This is a genomic window from Streptomyces sp. NPDC002564, from assembly GCF_042889645.1.
GTDB lineage: Bacteria > Actinomycetota > Actinomycetes > Streptomycetales > Streptomycetaceae > Streptomyces.
This window is the reverse complement of sequence record NZ_JBIARE010000004.1, coordinates 568,137-586,704: the sequence shown is the minus strand read 5'-3', so window position 1 is coordinate 586,704 and position 18,568 is coordinate 568,137. Positions and strand designations below refer to the sequence as shown.

The following is an 18,568-nucleotide window of genomic DNA, read 5'->3' as shown; positions in this document are numbered from 1 at the left end:
ACTCGGGACGGACGGTGGCATGACCTCAGCAGTGGCAGGCGAACTCTCCGCGGACCTGCGGGGGTTCAGAGAAGTGCAGACCCTCGCGTATGCGTGCGCGGAAGCGGTCGCGGCGCAGCTCAGGCCCGGCGTGACGGAGCGCGAGGCCGCCCGGATGCAGCGCGAGTGGCTGCGGGAGCGGGGCGTGCGGGACTGGTTCCACCTGCCCTTCGCCTGGTTCGGGGACCGCACGGCGTTCGTGGACTTCAAGATCCCGCTGCAGTTCTTCCCCACCCACCGCGAGCTGGAGCCGGGGATGCCTTTCATCCTCGACATGGCCCCGGTCTACAAGGGGTTCACGGCCGACATCGGCTACTCGGGCTGTCTGGGCCTCAATCCCGTGCACGACAAGCTCCTCGCCGACCTGGAGGAGCACCGCGAGCTGCTCCTGCGCGAGGTGCGCGAGCGCCGCACGCTGCGCGAGATCTATGAGGACGTGGACCGGCTGATGGTCCGCCAGGGCTATGCCAACCGCCACCGCGCGTATCCGTTCGGCGTCATCGCGCACAAGGTCGACCGGGTCAAGGAGCGCCGGCTGGCCCCGCGCCTCTTCGGGTTCGGCACGCAGTCGCTGAAGGGCCTGGCGAGCGACGCCCTCCGCGGCCACCGGGACGGCTGGTCGCCGCTGTGGTCCCCGTACAAATTCTCCGACCACCCGCCCCGGCCGGGGCTCTGGGCGGTCGAGCCGCACCTCGGATTCCGGGGTACGGGCGCGAAGTTCGAGGAAATCCTGGTCGTCACCGACTCCAAGGATCCCGAACAGAGCGCGTTCTGGCTGGACGACGATCTGCCGCATGTGCGGCGCTGGGCTGAGGAGAGGGCCGCCGCATGACCACCGGAGACATCGCCAGGAACACCGGCAGCGTCTGGCAGGGCGCCCGCGAGCGCTGGGTGCGCACCGGCGGGGTGGAGCTGTGCGTCGCCGAGCTCGGCTCGCCGGACCGGCCCACCGTCCTGCTGGTGCACGGCTATCCGGACTCCAAGGAGGTGTGGGCGGAGGTCGCCGAGCGCCTGGCGGACCAGTTCCACGTCGTCCTCTACGACGTCCGCGGCCACGGCAGGTCGACGGCCCCGCGCCCGCTGCGCGGCGGCTTCACCCTGGAGAAGCTGACCGACGACTTCCTCGCGGTCGTGGACGCGGTCAGCCCGGACCGGCCGGTGCACGTGGTCGGGCACGACTGGGGTTCGGTGCAGTCCTGGGAGTTCGTCACGGTCAAGCGGACCGAGGGCCGCATCGCGTCCTTCACGTCGATGTCGGGCCCCTCGCTCGACCACTTCGGCCACTGGATCAAGAAGCGCATGTCCCGGCCGACCCCCCGCAAGGTCGGCCAGCTCCTCGGCCAGGGCGCCAAGTCCTGGTACGTGTACATGCTGCACACCCCCGTCCTGCCCGAGCTCGCCTGGCGCGGCCCGCTCGGCAAGCAGTGGCCGAAGATCCTCCAGCGGGTCGAGAAGGTCCCCGCGGGGGACTACCCCACGTCCTCGCTGCCGCAGGACGCCGCGCACGGCGCCTGGCTCTACCGGGACAACGTCCGCGCCCGCCTGCGCAGGCCCCGCCCCGACGCGTACGCGCACGCGCCCGTGCAGCTCATCACGCCCTCCGGGGACATCTTCCTGTCCGAGCGGCTCTACGACGAGCTGGAGCTGTGGGCCCCGCAGCTGGTCCGCAGGACCCTGCCGGCCAAGCACTGGGTGCCGCGCACCCGTCCCGACCAGCTCGCGGCCTGGATCGGCGAGTTCGTGACGGCCAACGAGGGCGGTCTGCCCGTGAAGGACACCACCGCCACCGGCAAGCACGCGGACCGGTTCGCCGGCCAGCTCGTGCTGGTCACCGGCGCGGGCAGCGGCATCGGCCGGGCCACCGCCTTCGCGTTCGCCGAGGCCGGCGCGCGCGTGGTGGCCGTCGACCGGGACGCGGAGAGCGCGGCCCGCACGGCGGAGATGTCCCGTCTGGTCGGCGCCCCCGCCGCCTGGGGCGAGGCGGTCGACGTGTCCGACGAGCAGGCCATGGAGAAGCTCGCCGAGCGGGTCGCCACCGAGTACGGCGTCGTGGACGTCCTGGTGAACAACGCGGGCATCGGTCTCGCGGGCTCCTTCCTCGACACCAGCAGCGAGGACTGGAAGAAGGTCCTCGACGTCAATCTGTGGGGTGTCATCCACGGCTGCCGGCTCTTCGGACGGCAGATGGCCGAGCGCGGCCAGGGCGGCCACATCGTCAACACCGCGTCGGCGGCGGCCTACCAGCCCTCCAAGACGCTGCCCGCCTACAGCACCTCCAAGGCGGCGGTCCTCATGCTCAGCGAGTGCCTGCGCGCGGAGCTCTCGGGCCAGGGCATCGGCGTCTCCGCGATCTGCCCCGGCTTCGTCAACACGAACATCACCTCGACGTCCCGCTTCGTCGGTGTCGCCGCCGACGAGGAGCAGCGCCGCCAGAAGAAGTCCGCCCGGCTGTACGGCCTGCGCAACTACCCGCCGGAGAAGGTCGCCGACGCGATCCTGCACGCCGTCGTGAAGAACCAGGCGGTGGTGCCGGTCACCCCCGAGGCCCGCGGTGCCCGCTTCCTGTCCCGCTTCAGCCCGAGGGCCCTGCGTGCCATCGCCCGATTGGAGCCGCCGTTGTGAGCACGGAGCAGGATCCCGACACCCGCACCGAGGAGCACCACCCGATCGTGCCGCGCCGGGTCTCGTTCGACTGGGCCGGGACCCCGCTGCACTGGATACCGGACGAGCCGACCGCCACCCACGTCATCAACGTCCTGCATCTGCTGCTCCCGGCGGGGGAGCGGTGGTTCGTGAAGGTCTTCAAGGAAGGCCTGCCGCTCATCACCGACCCGGTGCTGCGCGGGGACGTGAAGGGGTTCATGGGCCAGGAGGCCACGCACAGCGTGCAGCACGCGCACGTGCTCGACCACCTGGCGGCGCAGCACCTGGACACCGCCGACTTCACCCGGTACGTCGACTTCCTCTTCGAGAAACTCCTCGGTGAGCGCCCGCCGTTGGGCGTCCCGGTGCCGACGCAGGAGTGGCTGCGCTTCCGGCTCTCCGTCATCGCCGCGATCGAACAGTTCACGGCGGTCCTGGGGAACTGGGTCCTGCACGCCGAGGGCCTGGACCGGGCCGGGTCCGACGAGGTCATGCTCGACCTGCTGCGCTGGCACGGCGCGGAGGAGGTCGAGCACCGCGCGGTCGCCTTCGACATGTTCCAGCACTGCGGCGGCCGGGGGCTGCCCCGGTACGGCCGCCGGATCGCCGGCATGACGGTCACCGCGCCCGTGATGCTGTACCTGTGGGTGTGGGGCACGGCCTATCTGATCCGCCACGACCCCCACCTCGCCGGCCGCCTGCGGTACTCGCCGGCGGAGCACAACAGGGCGGTCCGCAAGGGCCTGCTGCCCACCTGGCGTGAGATCGGCACGGCCATACCCCGCTACCTGCGGCGGTCGTACCATCCCTCACAGGAAGGCTCGTTGCGCAAGGCGGTCGAGTATCTGGCGCAGTCGCCCGCGGCACGGGTGGCGGCGGGGGCGGTCGGCCGGGCGGCCACCGCCTAGAAGAGTCGGCACGTGAGGACGGGCAGCGTGGAGTACCGCATCGAGGACCTGGCGCACCACAGCGGCGCGACGGTCCGGACGATCCGTGCCTATCAGGACCGCGGACTGCTCCCCCGCCCAGAGCGCCGCGGCCGGGCCAATGTGTACGGGGAAACGCATCTGGCCCGGCTGCGGCAGATCGCCGACCTGCTCGACCGCGGGTACACCCTGGCCTCCATCAAGGAGCTCCTGGAGGCCTGGGACGCGGGCCGGGGCCTCGGCGGGGTGCTGGGCCTGGCCGCGGAGGTCGACGGGCCGTGGACCGACGAGAAGGCCGACCGGATCACCCGCGCGGAGCTCGACGCGGCCTTCGGCGGCACCCCGGACGAGGCGGCGGTGGCGGACGCGGTCGCCCTCGGCGTACTGGAGCCGATGCCGGGTCATGCGGACGAGTTCCTGGTGCCGAGTCCCCAAGAGCTCTCCGTAGCGGTCGAGTTGTTTGCGGCGGGCGTTCCGCTGCAGGCGATCTCGGGGCATTTGCGGGAGTTGAGGGGGCAGGTCGAGCAGATTGCCTCCCGTTTCCTGGAGTTCACCACCGAGCACGTCTTCGCGCGCTATCTCGGCCCGCAGCCGCCGACCGACGCGGAGGCGGCGGAAGCGGCGGAGCTCGTGCGCAGGCTCCGGCCGCTCGCCCAGCAGTCCGTCGACGCCGAACTGGCGCGCGCCATGCGCCTGTTCGCCACCCGGCACCTGCGCCGGCACCTCGATCCCGAGCAGCCCGCGCCCCCCGCTGACGACCGACAGCCGGTGGCGCTCCCGGCCTCGACAATGCGGGCCGTGCAGGGGCTGGTTGGCGAGGAGAACGCCGTGGCGTTCATCGCGGCGGCCACCGAACGCGAAGTCCAGAAAAGGACATTGGACTCCTTGGTGACAAGTAACCCCACTGATCAGTAAGTTGGGCAAAAGCCTTTTCTCGTCCATGAGTTGTCCACAGAATCGCAACTAGCCTGTGGATAACTTGACTTGTCTGTGGATCAAACCTGGGGACAGAAATCCGCCGATGAAAAGTCGATGGACGAAAGGGAACGAAAACCAAGTGCGCCGACCACGTCTTCCGGGTCAGCGCCAACGGCCTCTGGCTCACCGCCGCCGTCCCGCCCGCCCACCTGCGCTCTCCGGACCCGCACTGAGCAGGCAGGCACCCCGCTGAGCAGGCATGCTCAAGAGCATGGACCACCTGCACAGCACCGAGGCCGCGCTCACCGCGCTGCGCGGGCTCGCCCGTGAGCACGACAGGGAGATCGAGATCTCCCACGACATCGGCGCCGACCGCACCTCGCGCCGCACCGCCGCAGGCGTCGGCACGACGACGGACCCCGACGGTTCCCTGCCGCACGAGGCGTTCGTCGAGTTCGGCGGCTCGCCCCGGATCTCGGTCCGCCTCTACCCCGACGACGGCGACGCGGACGCCGACGCGCTCATCACCGTGGAGGGCGTCGAATGCCCCGACGTACCGCGCGACGCGGTCCCGGCCTTCGTGCGGTCGGTCCTCGGCGGCCTCGCCCACGTCAAGGGCAAGCGGTTCCCGCCCGGCTACCTGCTCGTCGTACCGCTGCCCGGCGACGAGACGTACAAGGAGTGGATCCCGCTGATGACCCTCACGCCCTGGCTCAGCGCCCGGGTCCGCTGAGCGCCCGGGTCCGCTGAGCGCCCGGGTCCGCTGAGCGCCCGCCCCCGGCACGGACATACGCTCGGACGCATGAACCTGCGTCTGAGCACCGTGATCCTCCCCGTCCGTCGCTGGCACGAAGGGGGCAGGGAGCGCTGGCAGCGCGCGGAGGAGCTGGGCTTCCACACCGCGTACACCTATGACCACCTCTCCTGGCGGACCTTCCGCGACGGCCCCTGGTTCGGGGCGCTGCCCACGCTGACCGCCGCCGCGGCCGCCACCGGACGGATCCGCCTCGGCACGCTCGTCACCTCGCCCAACTTCCGGCACCCGGTGACCCTCGCCAAGGAACTGATCACCCTCGACGACGTCTCGAACGGCCGGGTGACCCTCGGCATCGGCGCGGGCGGCAACGGCTTCGACGCCACGGCGCTGCGCGCGAGCGGCGAGGAGCCCTGGACCCCGCGCGAGCGGGCCGACCACTTCGGCGAGTTCCTGCCGCTGCTCGACCGCCTGCTCACCGAGGACGTCGTCTCGCACGACGGCACGTACTACTCCGCCGACGAGGTGCGGAACATCCCCGGCTGCGTCCAGCGCCCGCGGCTGCCGTTCGCCGTGGCCGCGACCGGGCCGCGCGGCCTGCGCCTCGCCGCCCGCCACGGGCAGGCCTGGGTGACCACCGGCGACCCCAAGCTCTTCGAAAACGGCACCCCGGAGCAGTCGCTCCGAGCCATCCGCGGCCAGGCCGAGAAGCTCGCCGCCGCCTGCGACGAGATCGGCCGCGACGCCGGAGAGCTCGACAAGATCCTGCTGACCGGCTTCACCCCGGACCGGCCGCTCGACTCCTTCGACGCCTTCGTCGACTTCGCGGGCCGCCACGCCGAGCTGGGCTTCAACGAGATCGTCCTGCACTGGCCGCTGCCGGACACCGGCTTCGCGGCGGACGAGAAGATCTTCGAGCGGATCGCCATGGAGGCCCCCGCCCAGCTGAATCCGGGCACGGGCGGCGCCTGACCGTACTCAGATGTGCGCCCCAGCGCACGGCCGTGCAGACGGTGCGGGACAATCGTTCGTGTGACCTCAGCTACCCCAGGACCCCGGCCCCCGGCCTCCCCCGCTCCGGCAGCCAGCGCCCCCGCCGGGCCCCGCCCGCGGCCCCGGCTGATCGCTACGGACCTGGACGGCACGCTGCTGCGCGACGACAAGACGGTCTCGGACCGCACCGTCGCCGCGCTCGCCGCCGCCGAGGCGGCCGGGATCGAGGTGTTCTTCGTGACCGGCCGCCCGGCCCGCTGGATGGACGTCGTCAGCGCCCATGTGCACGGCCACGGCCTGGCCATCTGCGGGAACGGCGCCGCCGTGGTCGACCTGCACGGCGGCCCCGGCACCCACCGCTTCGTCAAGGTCCGCGAACTGCCCCGGGAGTGCGCCCTCGACGTCGTCCAGCGGCTGCGCGCCGCCGCGCCGGGCACCTCCTTCGCCATCGAGCGCACCGGCGGACTGCACCACGAGGAGACGTACCCGCCGCTGCACATGGAGCCCGGCGAGAGCGTCGCGCCCGCCGAGAAGCTGCTCGCCGAGACCCCGGAGGACCCCGCGGTCGCCGAGCAGCCCGTCCTGAAGGTCCTCGCCTTCCACCCCGGCCTCGCGCCCGACGACTTTCTCGTGCTCGCCCGCACCGCCGTCGGCGACCGGGCCATGGTCACCCGCTCCAGCCCCAGCGCCCTCCTGGAGATCAGCGGCCCCGGCGTCTCCAAGGCCAGCACCCTGGAGCTGTGCTGCGCCGAGCGCGGCATCACCCCCGCCGAGGTCGTCGCCTTCGGGGACATGCCCAACGACATAGAGATGCTCGCCTGGGCAGGCACCTCGTACGCGATGGGCAACGCCCACCCGGACGTCGTCGCCGCCGCCTCCGGGCGCACGGTCGCCAACAACGACGACGGCGTCGCGGTCGTCATCGAACGGATCGTCGCCGAACGGCTGCGCGACACCACGGGCTGAGCCGCCGCACGGCGCGACACGACGGGCTGAGCCGCCGCACCCGCCCGCTCAGAGCCGGACGCCCCGGTCGGCCAGCCACGTCACGGGGTCGACCCCGGAGCCCAGGTCGGGCGTGAGCCGCGCCTCGAAGTGCAGGTGCGGCCCGGTCGAGTTGCCGGTCGTGCCGGCCTGCCCGACCCACTGTCCCGGCCGCACCCGCTCGCCCTGGTCGACGGTGACCGCCGCGAGGTGCGCGTACTGCGTGAAGTACCCGCCCTTGTGCCGCACCACGACCTCGATGCCGAAGCCGCCGCCGCACGACACGCGCTCCACCCGCCCGGCGCCGACCGACCGCACCGGCGCCCCGATGCCCACCGCGAAGTCCTGCCCGGTGTGCCGGTGCGCCCAGCGCCGCCCCGCGCTGTCGAAGCCCGCCGACAGCTCGTACGACTCCACGGGCGGCACCCACGCGCGCGTGCCCCGTGGGCGCGGCTGGTCCAGGCGCACCGCGCCCCGGCACCTGCCCGCGGCCACCGACCGGTCGGCCTCGCCCTGCAGCGTCCAGCGAGCCGTCTCCAGCTTCCGCTCGATGTCCCGCTTCAGCCCGGCCAGCCGTGCGGTGCGCCGGTCCAGGGAGCGCTTGGCGCGGTCCGCGCGGTGCTTGGCGGCGGACAGGTTGGCGGCCGCCCGCCGGGTCTTGGTGACCGCGTTGTTGACGGCGAGATCGGCCTGCCAGCGGGCCCGCTTGCCGCGCATCAGGGCGTCGGGGCTGTCCGCGAGGAGGAGCTGCGCGGTGTAGGGCAGGCCGCCGCCGGTGCGGTACTGGGCGCTGGCGATCCGGCCGAGGTCGCCGTGCAGCAGCGCCACCTCGTGCCGCTCCCTGACCAGGAGCCGGTCCAGTTTCCGCACCCGCGCCCGCTGCGCGCCGGCCGCCCGCTGGCCCTCTTCGTAGCGTGCGGTCGCGGCGGAGGCCTCTTCGTAGAGGCGTGCCACGTCGGCGCTCGTGCCCGGGTCCTCCGCGGCCGCGGCGGGCGGCGCGGGCACCAGGAGCGCGCACAGGAGCACCGGTACGCAGACGGACGGGCGCGGGCGGCGACGACTCAGCGGCATGTCAGGGACCCTGCCCGCCGCGGCGGCCCGGGGGCCCGCGCAACTCGTGCACCCGGGGGGCACGGTGCCCCGTACGGCCCAGACGGCTACCGCCGAACAGGTGCCCGCCCCCAAGGCGCCACTCAGCAGAATCGGTACGCCGCCCCGCGAGGCCTACGGGGCTCGTCAGTACGGGGCTTCCCACACCACCGTCGTGCCGCCGCCGTCCTCCCCGAGGCCGGACCCGTACCAGCTGTCGCCGCCCAGCGACTCGGCCCGCCGCTTGAGGTTCTTCAGGCCGCTGCGGCGGCCGCCCTCCGCGATGCCCACGCCGTCGTCGGCGACGGTCAGGCGCACGCCGTGGCGGCCGTCGGGCAGGACCACCGTCGAGTCGACGACGACGTCGATGCGGGCGGCCTGCGCGTGCCGGAACGCGTTGGACAGCGCCTCGCGCAGCGCCGCGATGAGGTTCTTGCCGGTCAGCTCGCCGACCACCGTGTCGACGGGGCCCACGAAGTGGTGCGAGGGCTTGAAGCCCAGCGGGACGGCGGCCATGTTGATCTCGCGCAGGACGCGGGTGCGCAGCCCGGAGGGGGCCTCCGCGGGGCCCTGCTGCAGCGCGAAGATCGCCGTGCGGATCTCCTGGATCGTCACGTCCAGCTCGTCGACCGCCCGGCCGACGCCGACCTGCACCTCCGGCACGACCGACCTGCGCTGGGCGCTCTCCAGCATCATCCCGGTGGCGAACAGGCGCTGGATGACGAGGTCGTGCAGGTCCCTGGCGATCCGGTCGCGGTCCTCGTAGACCGCGAGCCGCTCCCGGTCGCGCTGCGCCTCGGCCATCATCAGCGCGAGCGCTGCCTGCGAGGCGAACTGCGTGGCGAGCGTCCGCTCGGCGTCGCTGAAGGGCCGCGCCCCGCGCGCGCGGGGCGTCACGAGCGTGCCGAGCACCCGGCCGTCGCTCTGCAGCGGCAGCATCATGACGGGACCGTAGGCGCGGGCGAGGTCGGTCATGATGCGCGGGTCGCTCGCCGCGTCGTCGATGAAGACGGACTCCCCTTCGAGGAGGTCGGCCACGATGCGGCTCTCCGGGGGGACGATCACGCCGAGCGCGCCGGTCGGCTCCGCCGAGGAGACCGCGACGATCTCCATGCCGCCCTCCTCGTCGGGCAGCAGCACGATGCCCGCGTCGGAGTCGGCCAGGTGTCTGGCCTGCTCGGCGACCACCGCGAGGGCGTCCTCCGCGTCGCTGCCGGAGAGCAGCGCGGTGGTCACCGCCACGGAGCCGTCGATCCAGCGTTCCCGCTGCTTGGCGGCCTCGTACAGGCGTGCGTTCCCGATGGCGATGCCCGCCTCCGTCGCGAGGACCCGCACCATGTGCACGTCGTAGTCGTTGAAGTCCCCGCCGTCCCGCTTCTCGGTCAGGTAGAGGTTGCCGAAGATCTCGCCCTGCACGCGGATGGGGACGCCCAGGAAGGTCCGCATCGGCGGGTGGTGCGGCGGGAAGCCGCAGGAGCGCGGGTCGGCCGAGAGGTCGGCGAGGCGCAGCGTGCGCGGCTGGTGGATGAGGGCGCCGAGCAGCCCCTGGTGGCCGTCCGGCAGACGCCCGATGCGTTGCGCGGTCTCGGCGTCGATGCCGTGGTAGACGAAGTCGGACAGCCCCTCGCCGTCCTCGGCGACGACGCCGATCGCGGCGTAGTGGGCGTCCGCCAGCTCGGCGGCGGTCTCGCAGATGCGGTCCAGGGTGGTGTGCAGTTCGAGCCCGGTGCCGACCGACCGCATGGCTTCGAGCAGTTGCGGCACCCGTGAGGTCAGCTCGGGCGAGAGCCCCTGGAGGCTGCGGGTCGCCCGCGCCGCCGCCTCCACCGAGTCCGGTGAGCCGTCGGGGAGCGGGGAGTCGGCGGAGGCCGATGGTGCTGACATGTCTTTGAGACTAGTAAGTCCTATTTGCAGGGGAAAGTCGAAGCCGTGTCCGACCGGCCGTCGGGCCGCCGCCCGCTCACCCCGCAAGCAGCAGATCCGCCGCCCGTTCCACCTCCAGCATGCGCCGCAGCGGGCCCTCCTGCGCCGCGAGTCGCGCGTACGGGCCGCGCTGCGCCACCCGGCCCGCGTCCAGGACGATCACCTCGTCCACCGCGTCGAGCCCGGCGAGCCGGTGGGTGATGAGCAGCGTCGTACGGCCCTCGGTGGCGGCCAGCAGGTCGGCGGTGAGGGCGTCGGCGGTCGGCAGGTCGAGGTGTTCGGCGGGCTCGTCCAGGACGAGGACGGGGAAGTCGGCGAGCAGCGCGCGGGCCAGCGCGAGCCGCTGGCGCTGCCCTCCGGAGAGGCGGGCGCCGTGCTCGCCGACGAGCGTGTCGAGCCCGTCGGGCAGCGCGTCGGCCCAGCTGTCGAGCCGGGCCCGGCGCAGCGCGTCGCGCAGGTCGCCGTCCGTGGCGTCCTTCCTGGCGAGGAGCAGGTTCTCCCGCACCGAGCTGTCGAAGATGTGCGCGTCCTGGGCGCACAGACCGACCATGGCGCGCACGGTGTCGCCGTCCAGCGCGGCCGCGTCCGTGCCGCCCAGCGTGTACGTCCCCTCGCGTGCCCCGAGGAAGCGCAGCAGCACCTGCGCGAGCGTCGTCTTGCCGGATCCGGACGGGCCGACGACGGCGATCCGCCGGCCGCGCTCCAGCGTCAGGCAGACATCCGTGAGCGCGTCCGTGCCGGGGGCCTGTCCCTCGTGGCGGGCGCTCAGGCCCTCGACGCGCAGCGGGAAGGGCGTGGGCGGGGCCTGTGCGGGCACGGCGGGCTCGGGGACGGGCGCGGGGGCGTCGAGGACCTCGTGGACCCGCTCGGCGCTCTTGGCGACCCGCTGGCGGTACTGCACGGCGAGCGGCAGCCCCATCACGGCCTCGAAGGCGGCGAGCGGGGTGAGCACGACGGTGGCGAGGGCCACGCCGCCGAGCCGCCCGTCGTGGACCGCCTGCACGCCCACGAGGGCCGCCCCGGCCACCGTGAGTCCCGTGACGAGCGCCCCGAGCCCGTCGCCGAGCGCGGTGGCGGTGGCGCCCCGGGAGGCGATCCGGGTCAGCTCGGCGTCGGCCTCGCCCGCCTTCGCCGTACGCCGCTTCAGCGCGCCGGCGACGGTCAGTTCGGCGGTGCCGGTGAGCAGGTCGGCCACCCGGGTGGCGAGCAGCCCGCGCGCGGGGGCCAGCCGCCGCTCCGCCCGCCGGGCCACCGCGCCGCTCACCAGCGGCACGCCGACGCCCGCGGCGAGCAGTCCCGCGGCGAGCACGGCGCCCGCCTCGGGCAGCAGCCAGGCGGTGAAGCCGACGGCCCCCGCGCTCACCACGGCGGCGGCGGACGCGGGCAGCAGCCAGCGCAGCCAGTAGTCCTGCAGGGCGTCGACGTCGGCGACCAGGCGGGACAGGAGGTCGCCGCGCCGGGCCCCGCGCAGGCCCGCGGGGGCGAGCCGCTCCAGGCGCCGGTAGACGGCGACCCGGGTGTCGGCGAGCATCCGCAGCACGGCGTCGTGCGAGACGAGGCGCTCGGCGTACCGGAAGACGGCGCGGCCGATCCCGAAGGCGCGGGTCGCCGTCACGGCGATCATCAGGTACATCACGGGGGGCTGCTCCGCGGCCCGCGAGATCAGCCAGCCGGAGGTGGCCATCAGGCCGACGGCGCTGGCGAGCGCGAGCGAGCCGAGCAGCAGGGCGAGCGCCAGCTGGCCCCGCCGGGCCCGCGCGGCGTGCCTGACCCGGGCCAGTACCCCGCGCGCGGGCCGAACGGCCCCGGCCGCCGCTTCGGCGGCCGTGCGGTCGCCGTCCCCGTCCGGGGCTCCGGGGCCTCCGGGCGTGCCGGAGGCCGCCTGCTCCGGCGGGGCCGGGAGCGCACGGACGGAGGTGTCCGCCGCCGGGTCCCGGGCGGCGGCCGGCTCCAACCGGACGACCCGTCCGGCGACGGCGAGGAGTGCGGGCCGGTGCACGACCATCAGCACGGTCCGGCCGACGGCCAGGCGGCGGACGGCGTCCACGAGGTCCGCCTCGGTGCCGCCGTCGAGCGCCGCCGTCGGCTCGTCGAGCAGCACCACGGGCCGGTCGGCGAGGAACGCCCGGGCCAGCGCGAGCCGTTGCCGCTGGCCCGCGGAGAGCCCGGCCCCGTCCTCGCCGAGCCGGGTGTCGGCCCCGGCGGGCAGCGCGTCGACGAAGGACAGCGCCCCCGCCGCGCCGAGGGCCTCGCGCACCTGCGCGTCGTCCGCGCCGGGACGGGCCAGGCGGACGTTCTCCGCGATCGTCCCGGCGAACAGGTGCGGGCGCTGCGGCACCCACGCGATCCGCTCCCGCCACCGCTCGGGCGAGACCTCCGCCAGGTCGACGCCGCCCGCGCGGACCCGGCCGCCCTGCGGGCGTACGAAGCCGAGCAGCACGTTCACCAGCGTCGACTTGCCCACGCCGCTGGGGCCCACCAGCGCCACGGTCTCCCCGGCGCCGACCTCGAAGGAGACGTCGGTGACGGCGTCCGCCGAGCGTCCCGGGTAGCGGACCGTGACGTTCTCGAAGGCGATGCCGCCGGTGGGGGCGGCGCCCGTGCCCGTGGCGGGCACCGGGGTCTCCAGGACCTCGAAGATCTCCTCGGCGGCCGAGAGCCCCTCCGCCGCCGCGTGGTACTGCGCGCCGACCTGGCGCAGCGGCAGGTACGCCTCGGGGGCGAGGACCAGGACGACGAGACCGTCGTAGAGCTCCATCTCGCCGTGCACGAGCCGCATGCCGATGGTCACCGCGACCAGCGCGACCGAGATGGTGGCGAGCAGTTCCAGGGCGAACGACGACAGGAAGGCGATGCGCAGGGTCCGCATCGTGGCCTGCCGGTACTCGCCGGTGATCTTGCGGATCGACTCGGCCTGCGCCTTCGCGCGGCCGAACACCTTCAGGGTGGGGAGCCCGGCCACCACGTCGAGGAAGTGGCCCGAGAGGCGGGAGAGCAGCCGCCACTGACGGTCCATGCGGTTCTGGGTGGCCCAGCCGATCAGGATCATGAAGACCGGGATGAGGGGCAGCGTCACGACGATGATCGCCGCCGACACCCAGTCCTCGGTGACGATGCGGGCGAGCACCGCCACCGGCACCACCACCGCGAGCCCCAACTGCGGCAGGTAGCGCGAGAAGTAGTCGTCCAGGGCGTCCACGCCCCGCGTCGCGAGGGAGATCAGCGACCCGGTGCGCCGGCCGGTGAGCCACTCCGGGCCGAGCTCCCCCGCCCGCTCGACGAGCCGCCCCCGCAGCTCCGACTTGACCGCCGCGCTCGCCCGGTGCGCGGCGAGTTCGGTGAGCCAGGAGACCAGCCCCCGTCCGGCGGCGACCAGGGCGAGCAGCACCAGGGGCGTGCCGAGGTCGCCGACGGAGTGGTTCTTCTGGAAGGCGCCGACCACGATCTCGGCGATGAGCATCGCCTGGCCGACGACCAGCCCCGCCCCGATCAGCCCCAGGACCACCACGGCGACGAGGAAGAAGCGGGTGGCGCGGGCGTATCGAAGCAGGCGCGGGTCGATCGGTTTCACGTGAAACACACCCTCCGAAGGACGGGGGACCGGCAGGTCGAAGCGGGCTCAGTGCGCGGCGTCGGCGATGTGCTGCGTACCGATCCGCTTGCGGAACACCCAGTAGGTCCACGACTGGTAGAGCAGCACCACGGGCGTCGCGACGCCCGCGCACCAGGTCATGATCTTCAGGGTGTACGGGCTGGACGAGGCGTTGGTGACCGTGAGGCTCCACTCCTCGTTCAGCGACGAGGGCATGACGTTCGGGAAGAGCGTCAGGAAGAGCATCGCGACGGCCGCCGCGATCGTGATCCCCGACAGGGCGAACGACCAGCCCTCCCGCCCGATCCTGATGGCCGCGATGGCGCCCACCAGCGCGAGCACCGCCACGATCATCGCGGCCAGGCTCTTGCCGTCACCCTTGTCGGCCTGGGTCCAGATCAGGAACCCGAGCGCGAGGACGGCCGTGACGAGACCGAGCCACAGGGCCGTCCTGCGCGCCCGCACCCGGATGTCGCCCACCGTCTTGAGCGAGGCGAAGACCGCGCCGTGGAAGGTGAACAGCGTCAGGGTGACCAGGCCGCCGAGGATCGCGTACGGGTTGAGCAGGTCCCAGAAGTTGCCCACGTACTCCTTGTGGGCGTCGATCTTCACGCCGCGCACGATGTTGCCGAACGCGACTCCCCACAGCACCGCGGGGATCAGCGAGGTCCAGAAGATCGCGTGTTCCCAGTTGGTCTGCCAGCGCTCCTCGGGGCGCTTGGCGCGGTACTCGAAGGCGACACCGCGCACGATCAGGCAGATCAGGATGATCAGCAGCGGCAGGTAGAAGCCGGAGAAGAGCGTCGCGTACCACTCGGGGAAGGCGGCGAAGGTCGCGCCGCCCGCGGTGAGCAGCCAGACCTCGTTGCCGTCCCAGACGGGACCGATGGTGTTGATGAGGACCCGCTTCTCGACCCGGTCGCGGGCGAGCAGCTTGGTCAGGACCCCGATCCCGAAGTCGAAGCCCTCCAGGAAGAAGTAGCCGATCCACAGGACGGCGATCAGTACGAACCAGACGTCGTGGAGTTCCATGTCCCTGTCGCTCCTTCCTTCAGTACGAGAAGGCCATGGGCCGGTCGGCATCGTCGGAATCGGAGTCGGAGCCCTTGCCCGACCCGGGACCGCCGATCTTGGTGGGCGGGTTGAGGTCCGCCTCCGTCAGCTCGGGCGGGCCCTTCCTGACGTACTTGAGCAGCAGCTTCACCTCGATCACCGCGAGGATCGCGTAGATCAGCGTGAACCCGATCAGTGAGGTGAGGACCTCGCCCTGCGAGACGCCGGGGGAGACCGCGTCCCGGGTGCGCAGCACGCCGTAGACCACCCAGGGCTGCCGTCCGGTCTCGGTGAAGATCCAGCCCCAGGCGGTGCCGATGAGCGGGAAGATGAGCGTCCACTGCGAGAGCTTCCACCACCAGGAGCCGAGCCGCGGCGCGAGCTCCTTGTTCTTGGTGAGCATCAGCTTGGGGATCTCGTCCGCGTCGGTGCGGTGCTCGGGGGCGAGCCAGAACTTCTTGCGGGTCAGCCACAGGCCCGCGGTGCACAGCACCATCGAGACCCCGCCGAAGCCGATCATCCAGCGGTACGACCAGTAGGCGGTGGGGATGTTGGGCCGGTAGTCGCCTGGCCCGAACTTCTCCTGCGCCTCCTTGTTGAGGTCGTTGATGCCGGGGATCTCCGCGCTGAAGTTGTTCTTGGCGAGGAAGGACAGTATCCCGGGGATCTCGATGGCGACGTCGTTGTGCCCCTTGGAGACGTCGCCGTACGCGAAGAGCGAGAACGGCGCCGGCTTCTCGCTCTCCCACAGGGCCTCGGCGGCCGACATCTTCATCGGCTGCTGGTCGTACATCACCTTGCCGAGGGTGTCGGCGCTGATGACGGTGAGCAGCGTGCCGGCGAACGCGGCGACCAGGCCGAGCCGCATCGACATCCGCATGGTGCGGACGTGCTGCTTCTTGCGCAGGTGGAAGATGGCGATGCCGGTCATGAAGGCGCCGCCGACCAGGATGGCCGCCGAGATCACGTGGAAGAAGTTGACGAGTGTCGTCTCCTGGAAGAGCACCTTGGCGAAGTCGGTGAGCTCCGCGCGCTTGGTGCCGTCCCGCTCCACGATCTTGTAGCCGACGGGGTGCTGCATGAAGGCGTTGGCGGCGATGATGAAGTACGCCGACAGGACGGTGCCGATCGAGACGATCCAGATCGTCGCGCAGTGCAGCTTCTTCGGGAGCTTGTCCCAGCCGAAGATCCACAGGCCGATGAAGGTCGACTCGAAGAAGAAGGCGATCAACGCCTCGAAGGCGAGCGGCGCACCGAAGATGTCACCGACGAACCGCGAGTAGTCGGACCAGTTCATGCCGAACTGGAACTCCTGGACGATGCCGGTGACGACGCCCATGGCGATATTGATCAGGAACAGTTTTCCCCAGAACTTGGTCGCCCTGAGGTAGTGCTCCTTGCCGGTCCGCACCCACGCCGTCTCGAGGATCGCCGTGAGGGCGGCGAGCGAGATCGTCAGGGGAACGAACAGGAAGTGGTAGACGGTCGTGATGCCGAACTGCCATCGCGCCAGTGTTTCGGGCGCCAGAGCCAGGTCCACTGCGTCTTCTCCTTACTCGCCGTGGTCATAGCGGCAGTTTGCCCCTTTTATCCCACTGATCTCCGGAGGAACCGGGACACGCTTGTGAACGCGTTCACATTCACAAGCATTATGTCGTACTGGCTGTCGGCTCCCGAATGGGGGGTCCCCCTTACCGGGGGGAACGGCGGCCCCCCGTCCGCGAGGGCGCGAAAAGGCCCCGAGGGATCCCTCGGGGCCTTCCCAAGAACTTCAACATATTGTTGAATCCGCGCCATGCAGATACGGATCTCCTGGCCCGCAGGCCATCTCACCGCGACGCTCGACGAGACCCCCACCAGCCAGGCCATCGGCAAGGTGCTGCCCCTCGTCTCGACCGCCAACACCTGGGGCGAGGAGGTGTACTTCGACACCGGCGTCGGCGTCCCGCGCGAGCCGGACGCCCAGCAGGTCGTCGAGCCCGGCACGGTCGCCTTCTGGACCGACGGGGACGCCCTCGCGCTCCCCTACGGGCCGACCCCGATCTCGCGGGGCGACGAGTGCCGCCTCGCGAGCCCGTGCAACCTCCTGGGGCGGATCGACGGCGACCCCGGGGTGCTGGCCACCGTGCGCTCCGGCGACCCGATCCGGGTCGAACTCGCCGCGGACTAGCCGCGGGCCGGCTGCGGGACCGGCCGCGGGACCGGCCGCCCCTCAGAGCTCCTTGCGGAAGGCCTCCGCCGCCTGCAGGAAGATGTCGTTGGCCTCGGTCTCGCCGATCGTGGCCCGCATCCCCTCGCCGGCGAACGGACGCACGACGACACCGGCCTGCTCGCACGCCGCCGCGAAGTCCGCCGTACGGCCCCCGAGCCGCAACCACACGAAGTTCGCCTGCGTCTCGGGCACCGTCCAGCCCTGGGCACGCAGCGCCTCGACCACCCGCGTGCGCTCGGCGACCAGCGAGCCGACCCGGCCCATCAGCTCGTCCTCGGCGCGCAGCGACGCCACCGCCGCGTCCTGGGCGAGCTGGCTCACGCCGAAGGGCACCGCGGTCTTGCGCAGCGCGGCGGCCACCGGCTCGTGGGCGACCGCGAAGCCGACGCGCAGCCCCGCCAGGCCGTACGCCTTGGAGAAGGTCCGCAGCACGCAGACGTTCGGACGGTCGCGGTAGAGCTCGATGCCGTCCGGCACCTCGGCGTCGCGGATGAACTCGCGGTACGCCTCGTCGAGGACGACCAGGACGTCCTTCGGCACCCGGTCCAGGAACCGCTCCAGCTCGGCCCGGCGGACGACGGTGCCCGTGGGGTTGTTGGGGTTGCAGACGAAGATGAGGCGGGTGCGGTCGGTGATGGCGTCGGCCATCGCGTCCAGGTCGTGCACCTCGCCGTCCGTCAGCGGCACCCGGACCGACGTCGCGCCGCTGACCTGCGTGATGATCGGGTACGCCTCGAAGGAGCGCCAGGCGTAGATCACCTCGTCGCCCGGGCCCGAGGTGGCCTGCAGCAGCTGCTGGGCGACGCCGACGGAACCGGTGCCGGTGGCGATGTGCGAGACGGGCACCCCGAAGCGGTCGGCCAGCTCGCTCATCAGGCCGGTGCACGCCATGTCGGGGTAGCGGTTGAAGGATCCGGCCGCGGCGAGCGCGCTCTCCATGACGCCGGGCAGCGGCGGGTAGGGGTTCTCGTTCGAGGACAGCTTGTAGGCCGCGGGACCGTCGGCCGCCGCGGGCTTGCCCGGCTTGTAGGTGGGGATCCCCGCCAGCTCGGCGCGCAGCCTCGGGTTCGTCTCGCTCACCGCAGTCCTCCTCGTAGCCCGTCACATCCGGTTCGAATACTGCTTACCTTATGAGGATTCGGCGCCGGTGCGCATGGGCCGTCGTCGCGAAGGTGCGCGGGCCCGCGCGAGGGTGCGCGGGCGGCCCTTCGCGAGGGTGCGCGGACCGGGGGGAGCGCCCGTGCTCCCCCATGCGCCGGTGGCTCGCTCCGTGGCGCGCGTCCCCCGTGAAGGTGAGTTGAGACCTCTTCGAGACCTGGCTCATTTGGCAGGCCCGCGCGCGACGATCAGGTGCAGCTACCGGTTGTCGCGGTCAACTCCCTTGCATTCCAAGGTGATTGACCCTCTTCCGCCATGCAGAAACGTGCCTGTCAACGAGTGAA

General features: G+C 72.3%; 14 protein-coding genes. 8 read left to right on the top strand and 6 right to left on the bottom strand.

From position 1 onward, the window contains the following. The first annotated feature begins 19 nt into the window (after positions 1-19). From ACFYXE_RS17915 to ACFYXE_RS17885, 7 genes are all read left to right on the top strand, one after another. Positions 20-871, top strand: coding sequence for a M24 family metallopeptidase (locus tag ACFYXE_RS17915; protein WP_389313375.1), 852 nt, complete (start codon positions 20-22; stop codon positions 869-871). Beyond that, positions 868-2,661: an SDR family oxidoreductase gene (locus ACFYXE_RS17910; RefSeq protein ID WP_389313373.1), complete on the top strand. Its 1,794-nt coding sequence runs from the start codon at positions 868-870 to the stop codon at positions 2,659-2,661. The genes ACFYXE_RS17915 and ACFYXE_RS17910 overlap by 4 nt, the downstream gene beginning before the upstream one ends. Further along, entirely contained in the window at positions 2,658-3,590 is a 933-nt protein-coding gene (locus tag ACFYXE_RS17905) for a metal-dependent hydrolase (protein ID WP_389313371.1), read from the top strand. The genes ACFYXE_RS17910 and ACFYXE_RS17905 overlap by 4 nt, the downstream gene beginning before the upstream one ends. A 12-nt stretch (positions 3,591-3,602) precedes the next feature. Beyond that, complete coding sequence (locus ACFYXE_RS17900) at positions 3,603-4,523, top strand: MerR family transcriptional regulator (protein ID WP_389313369.1); 921 nt, start codon at positions 3,603-3,605, stop codon at positions 4,521-4,523. A gap of 274 nt (positions 4,524-4,797) precedes the next feature. Beyond that, a complete protein-coding gene (locus ACFYXE_RS17895; RefSeq protein ID WP_389313367.1) occupies positions 4,798-5,259 on the top strand; it encodes a hypothetical protein in 462 nt (153 codons plus the stop codon). Positions 5,260-5,328: 69 nt separating this feature from the next. Then, a complete protein-coding gene (locus ACFYXE_RS17890; protein WP_389313365.1) occupies positions 5,329-6,252 on the top strand; it encodes an LLM class flavin-dependent oxidoreductase in 924 nt (307 codons plus the stop codon). A gap of 60 nt (positions 6,253-6,312) precedes the next feature. Beyond that, positions 6,313-7,239 carry a Cof-type HAD-IIB family hydrolase gene (locus ACFYXE_RS17885; RefSeq protein WP_389313363.1) on the top strand — a complete coding sequence of 309 codons (927 nt, stop codon included), beginning with the start codon at positions 6,313-6,315 and terminating at the stop codon, positions 7,237-7,239. Between the two features lie 48 nt (positions 7,240-7,287). On the opposite strand, the gene ACFYXE_RS17880 is transcribed toward ACFYXE_RS17885, so the two are convergent. The 5 genes from ACFYXE_RS17880 to ACFYXE_RS17860 form a co-directional block, all read right to left on the bottom strand. Next, the gene (locus ACFYXE_RS17880; RefSeq protein WP_389313361.1) at positions 7,288-8,328 is read right to left on the bottom strand and encodes a M23 family metallopeptidase; all 1,041 of its coding nucleotides are present in this window, start codon (positions 8,326-8,328) and stop codon (positions 7,288-7,290) included. A 165-nt stretch (positions 8,329-8,493) separates the two neighbouring features. Beyond that, positions 8,494-10,230: a GAF domain-containing sensor histidine kinase gene (locus ACFYXE_RS17875; RefSeq protein WP_389313359.1), complete on the bottom strand. Its 1,737-nt coding sequence runs from the start codon at positions 10,228-10,230 to the stop codon at positions 8,494-8,496. 76 nt (positions 10,231-10,306) lie between these two features. Beyond that, the gene (gene cydD / locus ACFYXE_RS17870; RefSeq protein ID WP_389313357.1) at positions 10,307-13,840 is read right to left on the bottom strand and encodes a thiol reductant ABC exporter subunit CydD; all 3,534 of its coding nucleotides are present in this window, start codon (positions 13,838-13,840) and stop codon (positions 10,307-10,309) included. Between the two features lie 48 nt (positions 13,841-13,888). Next, positions 13,889-14,893: a cytochrome d ubiquinol oxidase subunit II gene (cydB, locus tag ACFYXE_RS17865; protein ID WP_361166559.1), complete on the bottom strand. Its 1,005-nt coding sequence runs from the start codon at positions 14,891-14,893 to the stop codon at positions 13,889-13,891. Positions 14,894-14,912: 19 nt separating this feature from the next. After that, entirely contained in the window at positions 14,913-16,454 is a 1,542-nt protein-coding gene (locus ACFYXE_RS17860) for a cytochrome ubiquinol oxidase subunit I (RefSeq protein WP_389313355.1), read from the bottom strand. 255 nt (positions 16,455-16,709) lie between these two features. Here ACFYXE_RS17860 and ACFYXE_RS17855 point away from each other — a divergent pair, with 255 nt between their 5' ends. Further along, positions 16,710-17,084, top strand: coding sequence for a cyclophilin-like fold protein (locus ACFYXE_RS17855; RefSeq protein WP_389313353.1), 375 nt, complete (start codon positions 16,710-16,712; stop codon positions 17,082-17,084). 42 nt (positions 17,085-17,126) lie between these two features. On the opposite strand, the gene hisC is transcribed toward ACFYXE_RS17855, so the two are convergent. Then, on the bottom strand, positions 17,127-18,206 hold the full coding sequence (gene hisC, locus ACFYXE_RS17850; protein WP_389313351.1) for a histidinol-phosphate transaminase: 1,080 nt from the start codon (positions 18,204-18,206) through the stop codon (positions 17,127-17,129). Positions 18,207-18,568 lie beyond the last annotated feature (362 nt).